The organism is Kribbella sp. NBC_01505 (genome assembly GCF_045040285.1).
Lineage (GTDB): Bacteria > Actinomycetota > Actinomycetes > Propionibacteriales > Kribbellaceae > Kribbella.
In genome coordinates, this window is record NZ_CP109425.1 from 1,242,349 (window position 1) to 1,262,961 (window position 20,613).

Here is a 20,613-nt window from a genome sequence, read left to right on the forward strand (position 1 = left end):
ATCGGCAAGTGAAGCAAGTGATGGGTCGAGCGTAATCAAAGTCCAGCCCGCTACTTGACTTTCTCAGATGCTGAGCTGCGCGCCCGAAGCTTGACAACGACGAACCAGGTGACCGCGGCGACGGCACCGGCCACCACGACCCACTGGAAGACGCCGACATACGACTCGACCACGTGCCAGCGCTCGCCCAACTGGTACCCGGTCACGATCAGCAACGTGTTCCAGATCCCACTCCCGACCGTGGTCAGCAGCAGGAAGAGCGGCACCGACAGCCGCTCCACCCCGGCCGGCACCGAGATCAGGCTGCGGACCACGGGCACCAGCCGCCCGATCAGCACCGCCTTCGCGCCGTGCCGGTTGAACCAGTCCTCGGCCTTGTCCACGTCCTCGACCTTCACCAGCGGCAGTTTCCCGGCGAGCGCGCGGGTCCGCTCCCGGCCGAGGCCCGCGCCCACGCCGTACAGGGCGAGGGCGCCGACCACCGAGCCGAGCGTGGTGAAGATGATCGCGGCGGCCAGGCCGAGGTCGCCGCGACTGGCCGCGAACCCGGCCAGCGGCAGGATCACTTCACTGGGCAACGGTGGAAAAAGGTTCTCCAGAGCGACGGCCAGTCCGGCGCCGGGCGCACCGAGCTTCTCCATCAGATCGGTGGCCCACCCGGCCAGACCGGTCGGTTCCTGGGTCGCTTGGAGGAGAGTCATTTCCACAAAGTACCCATCAGGGACAACCCTGAGTCGCTCTCACATAGCGCTGTGGTGAGCCACGATCCGACCAGCCGTCAGTTCTTTGGTGTACACGGCCACTTTGCCGACCGCGCCCTGGAAACAGGACAGGAAATCGCGCGTCCCAACGCGGAACGGCGCCGTACCGTCGCTCGGCACGATGACCGTGCCCGAGATGCTCAGGTCGTCGGTGTCCCGCAGGACGCCGTCCCGGTCGACAACAACGACACCACGGCGATCACAGCAACTGCGATTCGGAAGCGGAAGGATCAGTCGGAACGCGACCGCGGTGCGGCCGTCGAGTGCCGGCGGACGACCGTGGCTTTGACGCCCACGGATTCGTCCAGCGGCACGCCAAACTCCGGGCCCGACCCCGCGTCCGGTCCCGAACCGCCGAGGAGCCGTGAGATCGCGAGCTGCCCGACCCGGGCGCTCTGCCCGGCGATCGTGGTGAGCCCGGGATGCACGAGCTCGGAGAGGATGTCGTCGTGCCCGGTCACGCTGACGTCCTCAGGCACTGACTTGCCACGCCGCCGCAGCCCTTCGACCAGACCAGCAGCCAGTACGTCGTCGAACGCCAGCACCGCGGTGATCCCCAGCTCGATCACCTGATCCGCAGCCAGTACGCCGTCCGCGTGCGTACCGTCCGTCGGATCGAGCCGGACCAGCTCGATCTCGTGCGTCCGGGCTCGGTCGGCCACTGTCCGGGCGCGCTGCTTGTTCGACCAGGAACCCGCCGGACCCGGCAGGTAGCCGACGCACTGATGCCCGAGCTCGACCAGCTCGTCCAGCAGCTCGCGGAGCGCCGCCCGGGAATCGGTGTAGACGCTCGGGATGCCTTCGACGACCCGGTTGACCAGGACCAGCGGCACGATCCCGCTCAGCTCGCGGATGTGTGAGGCGGTCATCCGGGGCGCGCACAGGATCACGCCGCGGCTCTGCTGGGCGAACTGCTCGCAGACCTCGCGTTCGATATCCGCGTTGTCGTCGGTGTCCGCGACGAAAATGCCGGTCTGGTGACCGCGGGACACCTTCTGGGCCGCCTTGAGCAGCGTGGTCATGTACGGGTTCGTGATGTCCGGGACGACCAGCCCGATGTTGGGCGACGTACCGGTGATCAGCGAGCGGGCCATCACGTTCGGCGTGAAGCGCAGCTTGTGGGCGATCTCGCGGACCCGGTCGGAGGTCTCCGGCGAGATGCGGCCCGGGCTGGAGAACACCCGGGACACCGTCGAGATCGAGACCCCGGCAGCCAGCGCGACGTCTTTCAGCGTTGCCGGCTTGGTCCTTGCAGTCATCTCGTTGCCTCCCGGTCCACGGGATCGACCGGCCGACGGGACCAGCCGGATCCCAGCTCGGCGAAGAGGCTACCAGCGTCGACGACCCCGATCGCTGAGGTCCGAGATACCCGGCAGGCAACGCACTCCGTCGCGCAGGCTGCCAGGAATGCGTACCGGTTCACCTCGACCGCCTGGTTCACCAAAGCAACGAACGGTCGCACCGCGTCCAGGTCGATCAGCGGATCCGCACCCGCTATGTCGACAAGTCGCCGCGTCTCCGCGTCGAAGGTCAGGTCGACCAACGCCGCCGTACCGACCAGTGCGACCGTCGGCGTACTCATCCCTTCAGCGCTCCCTCGGTCAACCCACGGAAGACCTGCTTCTGCATGACGAAGCACGTCAATCTGTGCAAACCTTTGACATGAGGGTGGGCTGAAGGCCCGCACCGCCGAGCGCCGCCCCCGCTGCCGCCGAGTGTTCAGCCGTGCACGCCACCCTCGACGTACTGTGATAGCCGCCAACCAAGGAGAAGTTGCATGACCGTCGGCATCGACCATGCCCCGCAGATCAGCACCCACCCGACCCGCCCCGCGCTCGGGCAGGCTGCCGCGACCTGGGCCGCGGAGCGCATCCGGCAGGCGATCGAGTGGACCTCCGGCGCGCGCGTCATGCTGGCCGCGGCGCCGAGCCAGGCCGAAACCCTCAAAGCTCTCGCAGCAGCCCCGGGCCTCGACTGGAGCCGCGTCGAGTTCTTCCACATGGACGAGTACGTCGGCCTCCCCGCAGCAGCTCCACAAGCGTTCGGCACCTGGCTGCACCGGACCTTCCTCAACCAGGTGCCGCAAGCAACCTTCCACCCCGTTGCCCCCGGCACCGATCCGGAAGCCGCCGCCCGACACTACGAGCAGCTCATGGGCGACGCCCCGTTCGACGTGGTCCTGCTCGGGCTCGGCGTCAACGGACACCTCGCCTTCAACGACCCGCCCGCGGACCTCGACGACCCGCGCGCCGCCAAGGTCGTCGCCCTGGACGACACCAGCCGCCGCCAGCAGGTCGACGAAGGCAACTTCGCCCACCCGTCCGACGTACCGACGCACGCCGTCACCGTCACCATCCCGCGCCTGCTGAACACCCGCGACGTGATCGCCTCCGTCCCCGGCGCCCCGAAACGTCAAGCCGTCCACGACACGCTCACCCGCCCGATCGGCCCCGACCACCCCGGTACGGCGCTCCGCACGCACGCGAGGGTCCGCCTCTTCCTCGACACCGAATCGGACCCGCGTTGACCATCCTGACCGGAGCCACCCTCGTGCTCGACGACACGCTCGTCGAGGACAGCGCGCTGGTCATCCGCGACGGCAGGATCGAAGCGATCATCCCGGCGTCCGACGTACCGGCCTCCGCGCAAGCGCACGACCTGACCGGCCACACGATCGTCCCCGGCCTGATCGACCTGCACGTCCATGGCGGCGGCGGACACTCCTTCGACGACGCCGACCCGGCCGCTCACCAGCAGGTGCTCGACTTCCACGCCCGCCACGGCGTCACCACCCTGCAGGCGTCTCTCGTCTCGGCCCTCCCCGCTGACCTCGACCGCCAACTCGACGCCCTCGCCGCAACGAAGAGCACCAACCCAGCCTTGTACGGCGTACATCTCGAGGGCCCGTATCTCGCCGTCTCCCAATGTGGCGCCCACGACCCAGCCGCCCTCCGCCCGCCCACCGCGGACGAAGCCGACCAAATCCTGGCCCGCAACGACCTGATCACCATGGTCACCGTCGCTCCCGAGCTCCCCGGCATCCCCGAGTTCACCCGCCGCCTCACCTCAGCCGGCGTGGTCGTTGCCGCCGGCCACAGCGAAGCCCGCGCCCCCGAGCTCACCGCCGCGGTCGACAACGGCCTCACCCATCTGACCCATCTGTGGAGCTGCCAGTCCACGCTGATCCGAGATGGCCCCTGGCGGCTCCCCGGTCTCATCGAAGAGTCCCTGGCCTCCACCCACCTGATCGGCGAAATCATTGCCGACGGCCACCATCTTCCGGCGACCCTGATCGAGATCGCTCGCCGCTGCCTAGGCGACCGCCTGGTCATCGTCTCCGACGCCACGGCCGGCGCGGGCATGCCCGAGGGCTACCGCTATCGCCTCGGCGTCATCGACTGCGAGGTCGCCTCCGGCGTCGGCATGGTCGTCGGCGCCAGCGCCTTCGGCGGCAGCACCACCCCGCTCGACGGCATGCTCACCCACCTCCACCACACCCTCAACTGGCCGCTCCCCGAAGCCGTCGCCGCCACCAGCACCCGCCCCGCGCGAGTCCTCAACCTCGCCCACCGCAAAGGCCGCCTCACGCCTGGCTACGACGCCGACCTAGCCATCCTGGCCCCCGACCTAACAGTCCAAGCCACCATGCGAGCAGGCACATGGACGCACCATGCCCTCCCCTGACGAGCCCATCGCGTCCTTGACCGACCAGTACGCCGCTCGCCTGACTACCGCGATCACCAACCTGGCCCGCGACGAGGCCGGTGCCATCAACCGCTCGAAAATCCCCCCAGCTCTGAGGGCGAACCCGTGAGAGGCTCGGGACCTTCACACGAAGGAATGGGGCCATGAAACACATCTACCTCGTCACGCATCCCGAGTCACAACACCACATCGACGGCCTGGTCGGCGGCTGGTACGACTCGGAACTGACACCCCGCGGCCACCAGCAGGCCGAATGCATCGCCGACGCGTTGGTGAGCAAGATCGGCGACCAGCCGGTCGAGGTCCACTCCTCCGATCTCAGCCGAGCCAGCCAGGCGGCAGCGCGAATCGCGCGCAGATTCGGCGTCGACGTACAGCTCGATCCCCGCCTTCGCGAGCGATCCAACGGCGAAGCCGACGGCCGCCCGCAAGCCTGGCTGTCCGAGCGCCGCATCCCGATGCCCGAGTACGGCGATCGCCTCGGCCATCACGACGGCCCGGCCGGCGCCGAAACCCGGCTGACCATGCTCGAGCGCCTCTACCCCGCCCTCGAGGACATCGTCCGCCGACCGGCCGAGACCCAGATCGTGGTGTCCCACGGCTCCGCCTCGAGCTACCTGATCACCGCCTGGCTGGGGATGCCGTTGGCCTCGGCCGACCGGGGCTACTTCACTCTGACCTCCGGCGGCATCACCACGTTCCGCCGCAACGACTCGCACCACAGCCACCAGGTCCTCGCCGTCAACGAGACCGCCCACCTGCAGAACTGCGACTGAGATCCAGTATCGAGACACCGTGTCTCGAATCTGTTAGGGTTGCTTGCACGAGGCACAGTGCCTCGCGAGGAGGACCACATGTGCCGAGCCTGCGGCTCGACCGACCACCAGCCGGAACCCGCCCAGGTGCCACGCTTCGCCGCACTCCGGAACCGGAACTCCAGGCCGTACCTGTTCGGCACCGGCCTGGCGATGATGGGCGACAACATCGAGCACGTCATCACGTACTGGGTGCTGTGGCGCGAGTTCCATTCACCGGCGCTGGCCGGGTTCCAGGTGATCAGTCACTGGCTGCCGTTCCTGCTCTTCTCCGTGCTGTCCGGTTCACTGGCCGACCGGTACGACTGTCGCCGCATCATCCAGTCCGCGCAGGCGTTGTTCATGTTCGTCTCGCTCTGCTGGGGACTGCTCTTCCTGACCGACTCGCTCCAGATCTGGCACGCCTGCGTCCTACTCGTGCTGCACGGTTGCGCCGGCGCACTGTGGGGTCCCGCGGAGCAGATGATGCTGCACGACTTCGTCGGCCGCGATGATCTCCCCAGCGCCGTCCGCCTGAACGCGACCTTCCGCAGTCTCGGCGTACTGTGCGGTCCGGTCGTCGGATCCCTGTTCCTGCTCCTGCTCGGACCGACCGGTGGCATCTTCGCCAACATCGCGGTCTACCTACCGCTGACGATCTTCCTGTTCCGCACCCGCTTCACCGGCCACGTCCGCGAAGGCGTCACCTCCCGAGCACGAACCGGCCCGATCGCCGCCCTCCGCGCCGCCCGCGGCGCCTCGATCGGCCCCACCATCGGCGGCATGATCATCCTGGCCGGCCTGGGCTCCTTCTTCGTCGGCGCCTCCATCCAAACCGCGATGCCAGAGTTCGCCGAACAACTCGGCGCCGGATCGGCCGGCATCACGTACGGCGCTCTGCTGTTCGCCGCGGGCTTCGGCGGAGTCGTCGGCGGCCTGGTCATCGAAGCCACCGGCTGGCTCCGCCCGACCGTCCGAACCGCAGTCGTCGGAACCGTCCTCTACGGCCTGAGCATCGTCGTCTTCGCCCTCACCAGCAACTACGTCCTGGCCCTCATCGTCCTGATGATCAGCGGCGTGACGAACTTCGTCGCCATGTCCGTCACCCAAACAGTCGTCCAACTAGAAGCCCCACCCGCCGACCGAGGCCGAATCATCGGCCTCTACAACACCTCCTCCGGCGGCCTCCGCATCGGCAGCGGCCTCACCGTAGGCCTCACCGGCGCCGCCATCGGCATCAAATGGTCCCTAAGCCTCAGCGCCGCCGCCCTAACCCTCGCCGCCCTCACCACCGGCGCCTACACCCTCCTAAAACGCACCCCCCACCCCCTCCCCTAGCCCCGCCCCCGGCCGAGGCCTTTCGGTCTGCACCACGTCTCAACCACCAAAGACGGCCACCAAAGAAGCCGTGGGGGCCAGGTCGGCGCTGAGCTGAATGGCCGCGGCGGACCTGCGCCACTGACCAACTCACTCCGACGAGGGTTTTCGGGCGTCGGTTGAGCGTGGCGAGGTGGACCCGGCGGAGGTTGGTCAGTGGTGGCGGTCCGCGAGACGGCTGGACCAGGGGCCACCCGGCGTCGTTTCGGGTGGTTGCGCCGGTGCAGGCGCAGAGCGCCGCGCTATCCGGTGGATTTTGGGGCCCCGGCGACGAAAATCCACCGGCTAACGAACACGGGCAAGCAAAAGCGCGCAGGGAGATCGGGGCAGCTCCCGGTGGCCTGCGCTCTTGAACCGCAACCAAAGTCCGGAAGCCCAGGCGACGGGATCGCGGTCGCGGCCTCGCCACCCACCTCAGCCACTGCGGCGGCCGGCCATGCTGTCTTTCAGATCGGCCGGTCGCGGCGATCAACCACAAACCCACGCCCCTGGCCGAGGCTTTTCGGTCTGCACCCGCCCGACCGCCAACACCGGCCGACTGAAACACGCAGCGAGCAGAGCGCATGGCTGAGCCGGATGCCGAACCCAGCGACCGCGATCCCGTCGCCTGCGGCTGACAGGCTAGGGCTGAGGTGGGTGATTGGCGGCAGTGGCTCCGCGGACTCGCGGCTGCCCCAAGAGCAGCCCCCGCACCCTTGTGCACGAAGCGCATCTTTGTGCACGCACCAGTCATCAGCAGGCCCCGGAAACGGTTGGTGGGTGCCCAAAGATGACGTTCGCGCACAAAGAGCAGCCGACCCACCTTTGGCGCGACGGCAGCGATCTACCGCAAAGCGGGGGCGAGGGCGGCTAGTGTCCGCGAACACGCCGACGGTGTACTGCGGTTGTTCGGACGTTAGTGGGATTGGGGAGGATTGGGGGATGGAGAGGCCGCAGTGGATCACTGCAGACCAGCTTGCCGGGGCGCTTACCGAATCTGGAGTGCCGGTTGGGGGGATCGTGATGGTGCACAGTCGGTTGTCGGCGTTGCCTTGGGTTGTTGGCGGGGTCGAGGGGGTACTGCGAGCGCTCCTCACCGCAACGCAAGGAACGATCGCCGCGTACGCCGGTTGGGAGGACAACCCGTTCCACCTGGCCGAATGGCCCGAGCAGCGGCAGGCGGCGTATCGGGCTGGTCTGCCGCCCTTCGACTCCGCGATCTCCGAGGCACGCCGCAGTCACGGTCGGCTGCCCGAACGCATCCGCACCTGGCCCGGCGCCTACCGCAGCGCACACCCGGAGATGAACCTCGTTGCCGTCGGCCCCCAAGCCGGCTGGCTCACCGAGAGCCGGTACGCCGATGATCCGTGGGGACCCGGATCGCCCCTCGCCCGGCTGGTCGAGGCAGACGCGACCGTGCTCATGCTCGGCGCACCGCTGGACAGCATCACGCTCATCCATCACGCCGAACGCATCGCAACCGCCGAACCCAAACGCTGGGCCACCTACGAGATGCCGGTCAGCACCGACCACGGCACCGTCTGGCAGCAGTTCCGTGAGATCGACACTTCAGCCGGCGCCTACGACTACGCCGAATCGAACTACCTCGAGGCGATCGCCCAGTCAGCACTGGCCGCCGGGATCGGTCGCCAAGCAGACGTCTTCGGTGCCGACTGCCACCTCTTCCCCGCCCGTCCGCTCGTCGACCACGCAACAACGTGGATCGACGAGCGGTTCTGATCAGGCCTTGTGTTCGGCGAGGTCGAAGACGTTGCCCTCGGGGTCGGCGAGGGTGATCCAGTGCGTGCCGTACTCGTTGTGCTCGTCGACGCGCTTGGCGCCGAGGGCGATCAGGCGATCGAGCTCGGTGGACCAGTCGGCGGTGGCGAGGTCGAGGTGCAGGCGGTTCTTGACCGTGCGGGCTTCGGGGACCTGCAGGAACATCAGCGTGGGCCCGTCGGCGGCGCGGTTCACGGTGGCGAAGAACTCGTTGCCTTCAGCATCTACGTCGACCGACAGGACGCCGGCCCAGAAGGCGGCCAGGGTGGCTGCGTCGGCGCAGTCGAAGGCGATGTTCTCGAGAGTGATGGACATGGTTCAAACCTTTCAGGGCAGGGGAATCTGCTGGATCGGCCAGCAGACCTCGGTACGGTAGGAGGACTCGTCGGGAGTGTCTCCCGGCGAGACGACGTACAGCTCGCGGATCGGCCCGGGCGCGACCGAGCAATGCTCAGCAACGTGTGAACCAAGAGCGCCGTACGTGCGATCGAAGTCGGCCATCGCGCCGACATGCACAGTGATAGCGAAGTACCCACCCGGCAGGTCGACCAGCGAGAAGCCATCAGCCGGCTCCTGCGTCGGCGCGACCGGCAGGAACGCGACCACCTCACCCGCGTCCTCGGTGAAGAAGTCGTCGCTGTACGTCGCCCCCGCCGTCGCCCGGATCTCGTGGGCCGAGGCCAACGCATCCAGCCGACCGAAGGCATCGACACACCACGGACCGATCTCCGGCCGCTCGACGTGACCACGCACTCCGTACGCCCGGAACGGAGGAATGTACCGATACTCGACCTGCATCGGCTCCGGCGACGACGTCAGCAGAGTGCGGAGCGAGGTGACGACGTCGCGGGTGACCGCGAGCTCTCGCTCCATGCGGTCGAGATGCGCGCGCAGGGTTTCCTCACGAGCAGCCTCGTCGGTCGACGATACCAACGCCTGTACGTCGGGGATCGGCATCCGCAGGTCGCGCAGCCGCCGGATCAGCAGCGCGGTGGCGACCTGCGACGTGCTGTAACGCCGGTAACCGGACGACGAGTCCACGGCGACCGGCGCGAGCAGTCCGATCTCGTGGTAGTGGTGCAAGGTCTTCACACTCAAATGAGTTAGCCGCGAGAACTCGCCGACCGTCACTGTCGCCGTCATGTCGCAAGCTTGCACCCTCCGGTAGCCGGAGGGTCAACTACCAAGGCCCGCCCGGGGGCGGCCGGGCGGGCAAATGGCAGGACGAGCAGGAAGAGACTGCTAGCTCAGGAGATGGTCCACTTCTGGTTGGCGCCGCCGCCACAGGTCCAGAGCTGGAGTGGCGTCGCGTTGGCCGAGTTGTTCCCGGTCACGTCCAGACACTTCCCAGCCTGTGGATTCACCAGATCGTTGTTCGAGTAGGTCCACTGTTGATTGGGACTCCCGGCAACACATGTCCACAGCTGAACTCGCGTGCCGTCAGCAGTACCGCCGGCGGAGACATCCAGGCACTTACCCAGCGCCTGGAGAGTGTTACCGGAGCGGGTCCACTGCTGCGCCGTCGACCCGTTGCAGTCGTACAGCTGAACCGCCGTACCGTCTGCTGGGTTCGCTCCGGCGATGTCGATGCACTTGCCGGCCAGACCGGTGATCTGACCACCGGTGCCACCGCCGCCCTGCGTGCCACTCCAGACAAAGGTCGCCGAGGTCTTCGTGGGCAGCGTGTAGGTGAAGGACTGGCTACCCCAGTTCACCCGCACCGACTGCGATCCACCGGTCGTGTTGAACGCGATCAGCGCCTTCGACCCGTCCGGGTTCTTCCACGCCACGTTCTTCACCGACGCGTTCGCGGTCGAGTCGATCCGCAGCGCGCCCGGCCGCACGAACTTGGTCAGGTGTCCCATCGTGTAGTACTCGACGGTCTTGTCCACCTGCCCCGCACGACTGCCACCACGCTGCACCGTCACCAAGCCGGTACACACGTTGCACCCCGCACCGACGTACGGGAGGTGGTTCTGGTCGAGTGCGAGACCCCACTTGATCCACGACTTGTCCCAGTTGCGGGTGTAGTCGATCAGGTTGTTCATGTCCTCGACCTGCTGGTTCCCGATCCACGTGCCGCCCGAGTGCTCGGTCATGTAGGCGTTGACCGCCGGGTACTGGTTGTGGATCTGCGTCTGCAGGTTCACGTCACCGCCGTACCCGTGCCAGGCGATTCCGCCGAACAGCGGGTCGTTGCGCAGACCGGCGTCAGCCAGTGGGACCGAGCCGAGGTCGTTGTAGTTGCCCCAGTTGTAGTCCAGCACCATCACCTTGGTGCTGATCCCGGCCGCCCGGAACGCCGGGAACAGGTGATTCTTGGTGAAGTTCAGCAGGCCGGCGCCGTTCCAGTTCATCGACGCGTAGCCGGTGTCGTCGGTACCGCAACAGGTCGGCTCGTTCTGGACCGTCACGTAGTCGATGTGGTTGCCCTGGGCCTCGTTCTGCTGGACGTACTTGACGAAGTACTGCGCGTACATCGGGTAGTACTCGGCCTTCAGCCAACCGCGGTTGGTGAACTTGTTGTTGTCCTTCATCCAGGCCGGCGCGCTCCACGGCGAGCCCATCACCTTGAGGTTGGGGTTCAGCTGCTTGGCCTGCTTGGTCAGCGGGACCACGTCCGCCAGGTCGTGATTGATGCTGAAGTCGTTCAGGTCGCAGCACGTGTCGTCGTAGGAGTAGTTGAACCGGGCCAGGTCCGAGGCGCCCATCGGGTTCCGGGTGAAGGAGAGCCCGATCCCGTTGACGGGGTCGAACAGATCCTTCATCACCTGGTTGCGGGTCGCGGCCGAGATCGTGTTGCTGCTGTTCAGCAGCCACGCGGAGCTGTCGGCGAAGGACGCGCCGCCACCCTCCCAGGACTGGTACGTCGTGTTCTCGTTGACCGTGACCGTCTGGTTCGCCGAACCGCCGGCGGGGCCGAAGTTGATCGGGGTCTGCTGCTGCAGTCCGCGGGTCACGTTCTGGCCGGCCGAGTCGTTGGTGGTGGTCAGGTAGACGTTGACCTGCTCACCGGCGGCCTGGGCCGCGGGTGCGGTCGCCGTACCGATTCCGAGGCCGGCAGCGACCACGCTGAGCGCGGCCACGGCGACCGGCAGGACGCGGCGTCTGCGGGCATGACGATGAAACCCGTTCGCGGGCATGGGCGGTCTCCCTTGTGAGCAAGGAAATACAGACAGGGGGCGTGTTGTGGCGTCTGCCCGCGCCGCAACGGTGTGTCAGCACGAGGGAACCATCGGTGGTCACCGGTGTCAACGCCACAGCCCGGACTTTTTTCAGGTCTTTTATTTAGTCCCGGCCTTGACCTGAGAGCGTTCTCACGCCAAGCTCCCGGACCAATCCCTGTCTCGTTCCTGCTCCGCCCCCGTGAACTCCGCCCCCTTGAAAGAGTGAGGCACGCATGAGACTCCAGCGTTCCCGCGTCGCGGCGATCGTCGCGATCGGTGCCGCGATCGTCGGCACCAGCCTTCTGCAAGCACCCGCGCAAGCCAAGCAACAGGCCCCGCAGGCCGCCGACGCCGTACTGGCGACGACCTTCGAGGACAACTTCGACGGACCGGCCGGCCAGGCGCCGGACTCCAGCAAGTGGCGCTACGACATCGGCGGCTCCGGCTGGGGCAACGACGAGCGCCAGTACTACACCAACAGCACCCGCAACTCCGCCAAGGACGGCGCCGGCAACCTGGTGATCACGGCCCGCCAGGAGAACGGCGGCTTCCAGTGCCACTACGGCCCGTGCCAGTACACGTCGGCCCGGCTGCTGACCGCCCAGACCTTCAGCCAGACCTACGGCCGCTTCGAGGCCCGGATCAAGATCCCGGGCACCCAGGGTGTGTGGCCGGCGTTCTGGATGCTCGGCGCCCAAGGTGGCGGCTGGCCGAACAACGGCGAGATCGACATCATGGAGAACATCGGCCGGGAGCCGAACACCGTGCACGGCACCATCCACGGCCCGGGCTACTCCGGCGCCGAGGGCATCGGCGCGGCGTACAACTCACCGAACGGCCAGCCCTTCCGCAACGACTTCCACACCTACCGGGTCGACTGGGCGCCGAACTCGATCACCTGGTTCGTCGACGGCGTGCAGTACCAGCGCCGGACGCCCGCTGACCTGGGCGGCGACCAGTGGGTCTTCAACCACCCGTTCTTCATGATCATGAACGTCGCGGTCGGCGGCTACTGGCCGGGCTACCCCGACGGCTCCACCCAGATGCCGCAGACGATGACGATCGACTACGTCCGCGTCTCCACCCTGGAAAGCAGCGGCGGCACCGGCCAGATCACCGGTCTGGCCGGCAAGTGCCTGGACATCGCCGGCGCCAACCCCGCCGACGGTACGACGGTGCAGCTCTACGACTGCAACGGCTCGGGAGCCCAGCAGTGGTCCCGTCCGGGCGACGGCACGATCCGTGCCCTCGGCAAGTGCCTCGACGTGGCGAACGCCGGTACGGCGGACGGCACCCGGGTCCAGATAGCGACCTGTAACGGCAACGCAGCTCAGCAATGGTCCTACGGCAACAACGACATCGTGAACCGCGGCAAGTGCCTCGATGTCACCGGCAACAATGCGGCGAACGCCACCCCGACGCAGATCTGGACCTGCGGCGGCGGCGCCAACCAGAAGTGGAATATCGCCTAGTGGGTAGGCACGCGGGACGACGGTAGTGCGCCGCCGTTCCGCAGCAAGCGCAGGATCGGAAGGGTCGCGGCGCCGAGTGCGACGGCGTCGCGGCCCAACTCGCACAGCACGATCGAGACCTGGGAATACGGCTGGCGGAGTGCGTGCCTGCCGACCTCCTCGCGCAAGCGCGGCAGGTAGCGCTCCCCCAGCAACAGTCCGGCCCAGCCGCCCAGGACGATCCGCTCCGGGTTGACCAGGTTGACCAGATTCGCGAAGCCGGCCGCGAGATAGCCGATCGTGTCCGCCACGATCGTTGCCGCGACCTCCGAATTCTCCGCGGCCTCGAGCAGTTCGGCGAACGCCGCCTCCTCGTCCTCGGCCGACAGCTCCCCGCCCGCCTGGCGATAGCGGTCGAGCACGTCCTCGGCCCCGACGTACGCCTCGAGGCATCCCTCGGCGCCACACCGGCACCCGCGGCCGCCGTACATGATCGTGGTGTGTCCCCACTCGCCCGCGCTGCTGCGGGTGCCGCGGTAGCTGGATCCACCGGTGACAAGGGCTGCGCCGACACCTGAGCCGACCAGCGCGACCACCGCGTCCGTCGCGCCGCGGCCGGCGCCGAACCACATCTCGGCCTGGCCGAGCGTGTTCGCGCCGTTGTCCACGAGGATCGGAATATCGGTGCCCTCGGCAAGCATTTGCCCGAACGGTACGGCGTCCCAGCCGAGCGTCTGGGCATGGACGACGGCCGCCGCGTCGACGATTCCGAAGACCGCGACGCCGACTCCGAGCACCAGCGACGGCTGTACGCCGGAGGTGCTGATCACGGTCGTCAGCCCTTCCAGCACGTGCTTCACGACGACTTCAGGCTCCGGCGCGTCGATCGGATGATCGACCGTGGCGAGCACGTTCAGCGCCAGGTCGAACAACTCGACCCGGACCCGGGTTTCACCGACCTCGGCGCCGACGACGTACCGGAATTCACGCGCGACCCGCAGCAGCACCCGGGGGCGTCCACCCTCGGACTCGACCGAGCCGGCCTCCTCCACGACGCCTTCGGCGATCAGCTCGGTGACGAGGTTGCTGACGCTGGCCGCACTGAGCGACGTACGGACACTCAGCTCTTGCCGGCTGAGCGGTCCGTCGCGGTAGATGCCGGTCAGAATCACCGATCGGTTGGACCGGCGCATGTCCCGCACCGTCGTCCGCCGATACTCCATTGCCCCAGCCCCTGCCTGCTCCGGCCTCCGGTCGGCCGCTGGACCCGAGTCCATCACGCCGAACCTCCGGCCCGGAAGGGGTGACTTTCTCCAAGTCGTGAATTAAGTCCTGATTCGTTACCGCACCGTGATTGACGAGACCTGGGTCACTCGGCTTCACTCTACGGAACCGCTTCCGAAACCGGTTCCGCAACGGGAGCGCAACAAGCCGGCAACATCCGCCACCCCACCGCCCGAGGGGAGATTCCGCGTGTCCATCACCATCGCCGACGTCGCAGCACGTGCCGGCGTCAGCAAGACGACCGTGTCGCGCGTCCTGAACGGCAAGGGTGAGCTCGACCTGCGCACCGCCGAGCGGGTCCGCGCCGTGATCGCCGAGCTGGGCTACGTGCCGAGTGCTCGTGCGGTCGGTCTGGCCCGTGGCCGGACCCGGGTCGTCGGGATGCTGGTTCCGTCGCTCACCTGGCCCTGGATGGGCGAGGTGCTGCAGGGCGCGGTCGACGTGGTCGAGAGTGAGGGCTACGGCCTGCTGCTGTTCACCTTCAACCGCGGCGCGGAATCCATGCACCAGTTCGCCTCCCAGGTGTCGGCGCAGTCGTTCGACGGCCTGCTGGTGATCGAGCCCGAGGGCACGCTCACCTACATCGAGCAGCTGCATGCCCGCGGCCTGCCCGTCGTACTGATCGACGACCGCGACCACCGCCCCCAGTTCCCGTCCGTCGCCACCACCAACTACGCCGGCGGGCAGTCCGCCGCCCGGCACCTGCTCGAACTCGGCCGGCACCGGCCGCTGGTGATCACCGGTGTCGAACGGTTCGGCTGTACCCACGAACGCCTGGACGGCTTCCGCGACACCTACGCCGAAGCCGGCATCGAGCTCGACCCGAGACTCGTGTACGAGGGCGACTTCACCCACGAGAGCGGACGCCACGGCGTCCAGCAGGCGCTCGACCAGCGTCTGGACTTCGACGCGGTCTTCGCGCACAACGACCTGTCCGCCGGCGGCGCCATCCAGGCCGTCCGGGAGACCGGGCGGAACGTGCCGAACGACGTGTCGGTCGTCGGTTTCGACGACATCCCGTACGCGCAACACACCGAACCGCCGCTGACCACGGTGCATCAGCCGATGCGCCAGATGGGTCAGGCCGCGGCCCGGATGCTGATGGGCTACTTCGGCGGCACCCCGCTGCCCGAGCAACCCCAAGTGCTGCCCACGACGCTGATCGTCCGCAGCTCAACCGCTCCCAAGTCCACCCCGAGGACCAGCGCGCCCGCCCCAGCCGCTAGTGCCCTGACGCAGAGCACCAGGTCCCACCACTGAGGCTCCGGCGGCGGGGCAGCTGCCCCTGCTCCGCCGCCGGTGAACACCTCGATACCGATCCGTTAAGGCGTCCGCTCTTCCGATGAGAGCGCTTTCACGCCACGATGCACTGGCCCACCCAGGCTCAGGGGTGGACCATCCGCCAAACACAGATTCACAGGAGGAACCGATGCGAGCACGACGGAGCGTCGCGCTGGCCCTGACGGGCTTGCTCGCGGCAGCCACGCTGGCTGCCTGCAACAACGGGGACGGAAAGACCAACGGGAGCGGTTCCGGCGCTGCCGCGACCGTGCTCAACGTCGGCATGCCGAACGGGCCGCAGACCGACAACAACAACCCGTTCCTCGGCTCCTCCGCGGGTGCCTCGCTCGGGTACCGGTGGATGATCTTCGAGCCACTGGTGATGATCAACGGCATCAAGCCGGCCGAGCCGGGCAAGCCCTGGCTGGCGACCGAGTGGAAGTGGGACGCCAACTTCACCAAGCTGTCGTTCACCATCCGCGACGGCGTGAAGTGGTCCGACGGTACGCCGATGACCGCGGCCGACGTGGCCTACACGTTCCAGCTGCGCAAGGACCACGAGGCGCTGAACACGGACGCCATCCCGTACGGCACCATCACGCAGACCGGCAACAAGGTCGACCTGACCTTCACCCGGTCGCAGTTCACCAACCAGAACAAGGTCCTGACCGTCTTCGTGGCCCAGAAGGCACAGTGGTCGGCGATCAAGGACCCGACCCAGGACGCCCTGAAGAACCCGGTCGGCACCGGCCCGTACAAGATCAAGTCGTTCACCCCGCAGACCACCACGCTGGAGCTGCGCGACTCGTACTGGCAGGACCTCCCGAAGGTCAAGGAGCTGCGGTACACGTCCTACAACGACAACAACGCGCAGACCACCGCGCTGGCCAACGGCGCCTCGGAGTGGAGCTTCGTCTTCGTCCCGAACGTGAAGGCCGTCTACCAGGACAAGGACCCGAAGAACCACAAGCTGTACTTCCCGGCGAACCTGGGCATCCACGGTCTGTGGATCAACACCACCAAGAAGCCGTTCGACGACCCGGCGCTGCGCCGCGCGATGGACAAGGTCATCAACCGCGACGACATCTTCATGCAGGGTGAGGCCGGGTACTTCTACCCGAAGGTCGAGTCGATCACGGGTATCCCGACCCCGGCCGGTGAGTCGTTCATCGCCCCGGAGTTCAAGGACAAGAAGCACTCCGTCGACGTCGAGGGTGCCAAGAGCGACCTGGCCGCGGCCGGCTACAAGCTTGAGGGCGACGTCCTGAAGGACAAGACCGGCAAGCCGGTCACGATCACACTGACCAACCCGGCCGGCTGGTCGGACTACGTCACCGACCTCGAGATCATCAAGGACAACCTGTCCACGATCGGCATCAAGGCGACCGTCGACAAGGCCAACCAGGACGCCTGGACGAAGAACATCGACCAGGGCAACTTCGACGCCGCGATGCACTGGACGAACGGCGGCGCGACGCCGTACGACATCTACCAGAACATCATGGACGGCAAGATCCTGAAGCCGATCGGCAAGGGTGGATCGAGCGGTAACTACGGGCGCTTCAACTCGCCCGAGGCGACCAAGGCGCTGGACGAGTACGCCAACGCGACCGACGACGCCACCCGCACCACGGCGCTGAACACGCTGCAGAAGATCATGGTCGAGCAGATGCCCGTCATCCCGACCTCGGCCTCCAACGTCGGTGGCCTCTACAGCACGAAGAACTGGATCGGCTGGCCGGACGAGCAGAACTCGTACGCGCCGGGGCAGCCCACCCAGCAGAACGCGCTGCAGATCGTCCTGAACCTGAAGCCTGCCGGCTCTCAGTGAGGCGGACCGCGGGCCGGGAGCCTCTGGCGCTCCCGGCCCGCGGTGCCACGATGCGAGGAGTCTTTCGATCATGACGGTGACCGACCCGGTGGCCCCAGCGGTGGTCCCTGAAGTTGTTCTCGAGGCCGAAGGCCTCACCAAGCATTTCCCGGTCCGGCGCGGTCTGCGTGACCTGTTCACCCGCGAGCGCAAGGCCGTCCACGCGGTCGACGACCTCAACCTGACGCTCCGCCGCGGCCGAGTGACCGCCCTGGTGGGCGAGTCCGGTTCCGGCAAGTCAACGGTGGCCCGGCTGCTCGCGCAGCTCTACAAGCGCACCGACGGCGACATCCGCCTGCGCGGCGAGTCCGTCAAGGTCCACGGCGGCCGCGCCTTCCGCGCGTACTGCCGCCGGGTGCAGATGATCTTCCAGGACCCGTTCGCGTCGCTGAACCCGACGCACACGATCCGGTACCACCTGACCCGCGCGCTCAAGATCCACGGCCGGGCGGGCAAGAACGCCGCCGAGCTCGAGGAGAACCTGCGCGACCTGCTGCTCCGCGTCCAGCTCGTGCCGCCGGAGCGGTACCTCGACAAGTTCCCGCACGAGCTGTCCGGTGGTCAGCGCCAGCGCGTCTCGATCGCCCGCGCCCTCGGCGCCGATCCCGAGGTGCTGCTGGCCGACGAGCCGGTCTCGATGCTCGACGTCTCGATCCGCCTCGGCGTCCTGAACCTGCTGCGTGACCTGAAGGAACGGCTGAACCTGGCCATCCTCTACATCACCCACGACATCGCCTCGGCCCGGTACTTCGCCGACGAGACGATGGTCATGTACGCCGGCCGCATGGTGGAAGGCGGCGACTCCGAGACCGTCACCCAGCACCCGGCGCACCCGTACACCCGGCTGCTCATCGAGAGCGCACCGGACCCGGACCGGCTGGACCGGGTCGGCGACCTGCGCGCCCCGGAGGACCAGGGCAGCGGTGAGCCGCCGAGCCTGATCGCACCGCCGAGCGGCTGCCGGTTCCACCCGCGCTGCGTGCACGCGATGCCGAAGTGCTCGACGGATCTGCCGCCGCGCTTCGAGCTGCCGATCCTTGACGACAGGCCCACCGACGGCCAGAACCACTGGGCCGCGTGCTGGCTCTACGAGGAAGGAGTGGCGAAGTGAAGTTCCTGCTTCAGCGCATCGCCTTCTACCTGTTCACCGCCTGGGCCGCGATGACGATCAACTTCTTCATCCCGCGGCTCATCCCCGGCGACCCGGTCACCGCTTTGATCGCCAAGAACCAGGGCCAGCTCAGCACCGAAGCGATCCACTCGCTCTACGTCCTGTTCGGCCTGGACAAGAACGCCAGTATGTGGAGCCAGTACGTCGACTACTGGGGCCAGATCTTCCACGGCGACCTGGGCATCTCGTTCAACTTCTTCCCGACCCCGGTCTTCGACATCCTGGAGCAGAGCCTGCCGTGGACGATCGCCCTGGTCGGTCTGACCACGCTGGCGAGTTTCGCGATCGGCACCGGCCTCGGCATCCTGGCCGGCTGGCGACGCGGTTCCTGGCTGGACGGTCTGTTGCCAGTGACAACGTTCCTGTCGTCGATCCCGTACTTCTGGCTCGGGCTGCTGGCGATCGCCGTACTGGCCGGTCCGGACAGCATCTTCCCGTCATCGGGTGGATACGAGCCCGGTCTGGTGCCGGGATGGGACCCCCAGTTCATGGGCAGTGCGATCCAGCACAGCTTGCTCCCGGCAATCACCATCCTGATCTCCTCGGTGAGTGGCTGGATCCTGAGCCAGCGCAACATGATGGTGACGGTCGCCTCCGAGGACTACATCACCGTCGCGCACGCCAAGGGCCTGCCGGAGAAGCGCGTGATGATGAGCTACGCCGCTCGCAACGCACTGCTGCCGAACGTCTCCGGTTTCGCGCTGTCGCTCGGCTTCATCGTCGGCGGCACGCTGCTGGTCGAGATCGTCTTCTCCTACCCCGGCATCGGCTACAACCTGTACCAGGCGGTCGGCGCCAAGGACTACCCGCTGATGCAGGGCGTCTTCCTGGTCATCACACTGTCCGTCCTGGTCGCGAACCTGATCGCCGACATCGCGTACCTGATGCTCGATCCCCGCACCCGGAAGGAGGGCTGAGATGTCCGCACCCACCAGCACCATCACCGCGATGACCCCGGACGGCCCCAAGGTCGCGGCCGCCCCGGCCAAACGGCGCCGGTTGCGGTTCGTCGCCAACCCGAAGGCCGCGACCGGCCTGGTCGTGCTCGCGTTCTTCTGCGTGATCGCGATCATCGGTCCGTGGATCGCGCCGTTCGACGCGGGAGCACGCAGCAACGACACGCTCCAGGGCCCGTCGGGCAAACACTGGTTCGGTACGACGCACCTCGGCCAGGACATCTTCAGCCAGATGCTCGTCGGCACCCGGGGCGTGATGTTCGTCGGCCTGCTGGCCGGCATCGTCGCGACCGCGCTGTCGGTCCTGATCGGTGTCAGCGCGGGCTTCCTCGGCGGCGCGGCCGACGAGGGTCTGTCCGCACTGTCGAACGTCTTCCTGGTCATCCCGGCGCTGCCGCTGATCATCATCGTCGCCTCGACCATCCCGAGCGCGGGTGACCTGATGGTTGCCCTGGTCATCGGTCTGACCTCGTGGGCCTGGGGTGCTCGAGTGCTCCGCGCCCAGACGCTGTCGCTGCGACGGCGCGACTACGTCGAGGCCGCGCGCGCGACCGGTGAGAGCACCTGGCGGATCATCACCGCCGAGATCATGCCGAACCTGACCGCGATCATCGCCTCCAGCTTCGTCGGTACCGTGATCTTCGCCGTCATGTCCGAGATCACCCTGGCCTTCATCGGCATCTCGACGATCTCCGAGTGGAACTGGGGCACCATCCTGTTCTGGGCGCAGAGCCAGCAGGCCCTCGCCCAGGGCGCATGGTGGTGGTTCGTCCCGGCGGGTCTCGCGATCGCGATCCTCGGTACGGCGCTGTCGCTGATCAACTTCGGGATCGACGAGTTCGTCAGCCCGCGGCTGCGGAGCGCCGGTCACACCCGGATCAAGACCAAGGACGGTCACTCGGTCCGGATGCGTGTCGGCTTCACCCCGGTACTCGGCAACAAGGCGGTTGCTCCGACTCCCGTCGTACGGAAGAAGGAGGATGCCGCGTGAACGAGCGCAGCGAGAGAACCAAAAGCACAGCGCCCCGCGCTCATGAC

General features: G+C 67.4%; 19 protein-coding genes. 12 read left to right on the forward strand and 7 right to left on the reverse strand.

Going from position 1 to position 20,613, the window contains the following annotated elements:
* Window positions 1-50: 50 nt before the first annotated feature.
* From OG474_RS05550 to OG474_RS05560, 3 genes are all read right to left on the reverse strand, one after another.
* Window positions 51-701, reverse strand: coding sequence for a DedA family protein (locus OG474_RS05550; protein ID WP_405061106.1), 651 nt, complete (start codon window positions 699-701; stop codon window positions 51-53).
* A gap of 290 nt (window positions 702-991) precedes the next feature.
* Window positions 992-2,020, reverse strand: a complete 1,029-nt coding sequence (locus OG474_RS05555; protein WP_405061107.1) for a LacI family DNA-binding transcriptional regulator — start codon at window positions 2,018-2,020, stop codon at window positions 992-994.
* A complete protein-coding gene (locus OG474_RS05560; RefSeq protein ID WP_405061108.1) occupies window positions 2,017-2,343 on the reverse strand; it encodes a hypothetical protein in 327 nt (108 codons plus the stop codon). Before OG474_RS05560 ends, OG474_RS05555 begins: the two co-directional genes overlap by 4 nt.
* A 195-nt stretch (window positions 2,344-2,538) precedes the next feature.
* Here OG474_RS05560 and OG474_RS05565 point away from each other — a divergent pair, with 195 nt between their 5' ends.
* The 6 genes from OG474_RS05565 (at window position 2,539) to aac(3) (ending at window position 8,356) form a co-directional block, all read left to right on the forward strand.
* Window positions 2,539-3,288: a 6-phosphogluconolactonase gene (locus tag OG474_RS05565; RefSeq protein WP_405061109.1), complete on the forward strand. Its 750-nt coding sequence runs from the start codon at window positions 2,539-2,541 to the stop codon at window positions 3,286-3,288.
* On the forward strand, window positions 3,285-4,445 hold the full coding sequence (gene nagA, locus OG474_RS05570) for an N-acetylglucosamine-6-phosphate deacetylase (RefSeq protein ID WP_405061110.1): 1,161 nt from the start codon (window positions 3,285-3,287) through the stop codon (window positions 4,443-4,445). The genes OG474_RS05565 and nagA overlap by 4 nt, the downstream gene beginning before the upstream one ends.
* Window positions 4,432-4,575, forward strand: coding sequence for a hypothetical protein (locus tag OG474_RS05575; RefSeq protein ID WP_405061111.1), 144 nt, complete (start codon window positions 4,432-4,434; stop codon window positions 4,573-4,575). Before nagA ends, OG474_RS05575 begins: the two co-directional genes overlap by 14 nt.
* A gap of 34 nt (window positions 4,576-4,609) precedes the next feature.
* Entirely contained in the window at window positions 4,610-5,242 is a 633-nt protein-coding gene (locus OG474_RS05580) for a histidine phosphatase family protein (protein WP_405061112.1), read from the forward strand.
* Between the two features lie 78 nt (window positions 5,243-5,320).
* On the forward strand, window positions 5,321-6,598 hold the full coding sequence (locus OG474_RS05585) for an MFS transporter (RefSeq protein ID WP_405061113.1): 1,278 nt from the start codon (window positions 5,321-5,323) through the stop codon (window positions 6,596-6,598).
* 960 nt (window positions 6,599-7,558) lie between these two features.
* Window positions 7,559-8,356, forward strand: a complete 798-nt coding sequence (gene aac(3) / locus OG474_RS05590) for an aminoglycoside 3-N-acetyltransferase (protein WP_405061114.1) — start codon at window positions 7,559-7,561, stop codon at window positions 8,354-8,356.
* Here the strand turns inward: aac(3) and OG474_RS05595 are convergent, their stop codons facing one another.
* From OG474_RS05595 to OG474_RS05605, 3 genes are all read right to left on the reverse strand, one after another.
* Window positions 8,357-8,710, reverse strand: coding sequence for a VOC family protein (locus tag OG474_RS05595; RefSeq protein ID WP_405061115.1), 354 nt, complete (start codon window positions 8,708-8,710; stop codon window positions 8,357-8,359). It abuts the gene before it with no gap.
* Window positions 8,711-8,722: 12 nt separating this feature from the next.
* Window positions 8,723-9,538: a GyrI-like domain-containing protein gene (locus OG474_RS05600; RefSeq protein ID WP_405061116.1), complete on the reverse strand. Its 816-nt coding sequence runs from the start codon at window positions 9,536-9,538 to the stop codon at window positions 8,723-8,725.
* A 104-nt stretch (window positions 9,539-9,642) separates the two neighbouring features.
* Window positions 9,643-11,538 carry a ricin-type beta-trefoil lectin domain protein gene (locus OG474_RS05605; protein ID WP_405061117.1) on the reverse strand — a complete coding sequence of 632 codons (1,896 nt, stop codon included), beginning with the start codon at window positions 11,536-11,538 and terminating at the stop codon, window positions 9,643-9,645.
* Between the two features lie 257 nt (window positions 11,539-11,795).
* On the opposite strand from OG474_RS05605, the gene OG474_RS05610 reads away from it, so the two are divergent.
* Window positions 11,796-13,034, forward strand: coding sequence for a family 16 glycosylhydrolase (locus OG474_RS05610; RefSeq protein WP_405061118.1), 1,239 nt, complete (start codon window positions 11,796-11,798; stop codon window positions 13,032-13,034).
* On the opposite strand, the gene OG474_RS05615 is transcribed toward OG474_RS05610, so the two are convergent.
* Complete coding sequence (locus tag OG474_RS05615) at window positions 13,031-14,236, reverse strand: ROK family protein (protein WP_405061119.1); 1,206 nt, start codon at window positions 14,234-14,236, stop codon at window positions 13,031-13,033. The genes OG474_RS05610 and OG474_RS05615 overlap by 4 nt on opposite strands.
* Window positions 14,237-14,486: 250 nt before the next feature.
* On the opposite strand from OG474_RS05615, the gene OG474_RS05620 reads away from it, so the two are divergent.
* The 5 genes from OG474_RS05620 to OG474_RS05640 all read left to right on the forward strand — a co-directional run bounded on the left by OG474_RS05620 (window position 14,487) and on the right by OG474_RS05640 (window position 20,566).
* A complete protein-coding gene (locus OG474_RS05620; RefSeq protein WP_405061120.1) occupies window positions 14,487-15,557 on the forward strand; it encodes a LacI family DNA-binding transcriptional regulator in 1,071 nt (356 codons plus the stop codon).
* A 169-nt stretch (window positions 15,558-15,726) separates the two neighbouring features.
* On the forward strand, window positions 15,727-17,409 hold the full coding sequence (locus tag OG474_RS05625; RefSeq protein ID WP_405061121.1) for an ABC transporter substrate-binding protein: 1,683 nt from the start codon (window positions 15,727-15,729) through the stop codon (window positions 17,407-17,409).
* 70 nt (window positions 17,410-17,479) lie between these two features.
* Window positions 17,480-18,559: an ABC transporter ATP-binding protein gene (locus tag OG474_RS05630; protein ID WP_405061122.1), complete on the forward strand. Its 1,080-nt coding sequence runs from the start codon at window positions 17,480-17,482 to the stop codon at window positions 18,557-18,559.
* The gene (locus OG474_RS05635; RefSeq protein ID WP_405061123.1) at window positions 18,556-19,536 is read left to right on the forward strand and encodes an ABC transporter permease; all 981 of its coding nucleotides are present in this window, start codon (window positions 18,556-18,558) and stop codon (window positions 19,534-19,536) included. Before OG474_RS05630 ends, OG474_RS05635 begins: the two co-directional genes overlap by 4 nt.
* A 1-nt stretch (window position 19,537) precedes the next feature.
* Entirely contained in the window at window positions 19,538-20,566 is a 1,029-nt protein-coding gene (locus tag OG474_RS05640) for an ABC transporter permease (RefSeq protein ID WP_405061124.1), read from the forward strand.
* Window positions 20,567-20,613: the final 47 nt, after the last annotated feature.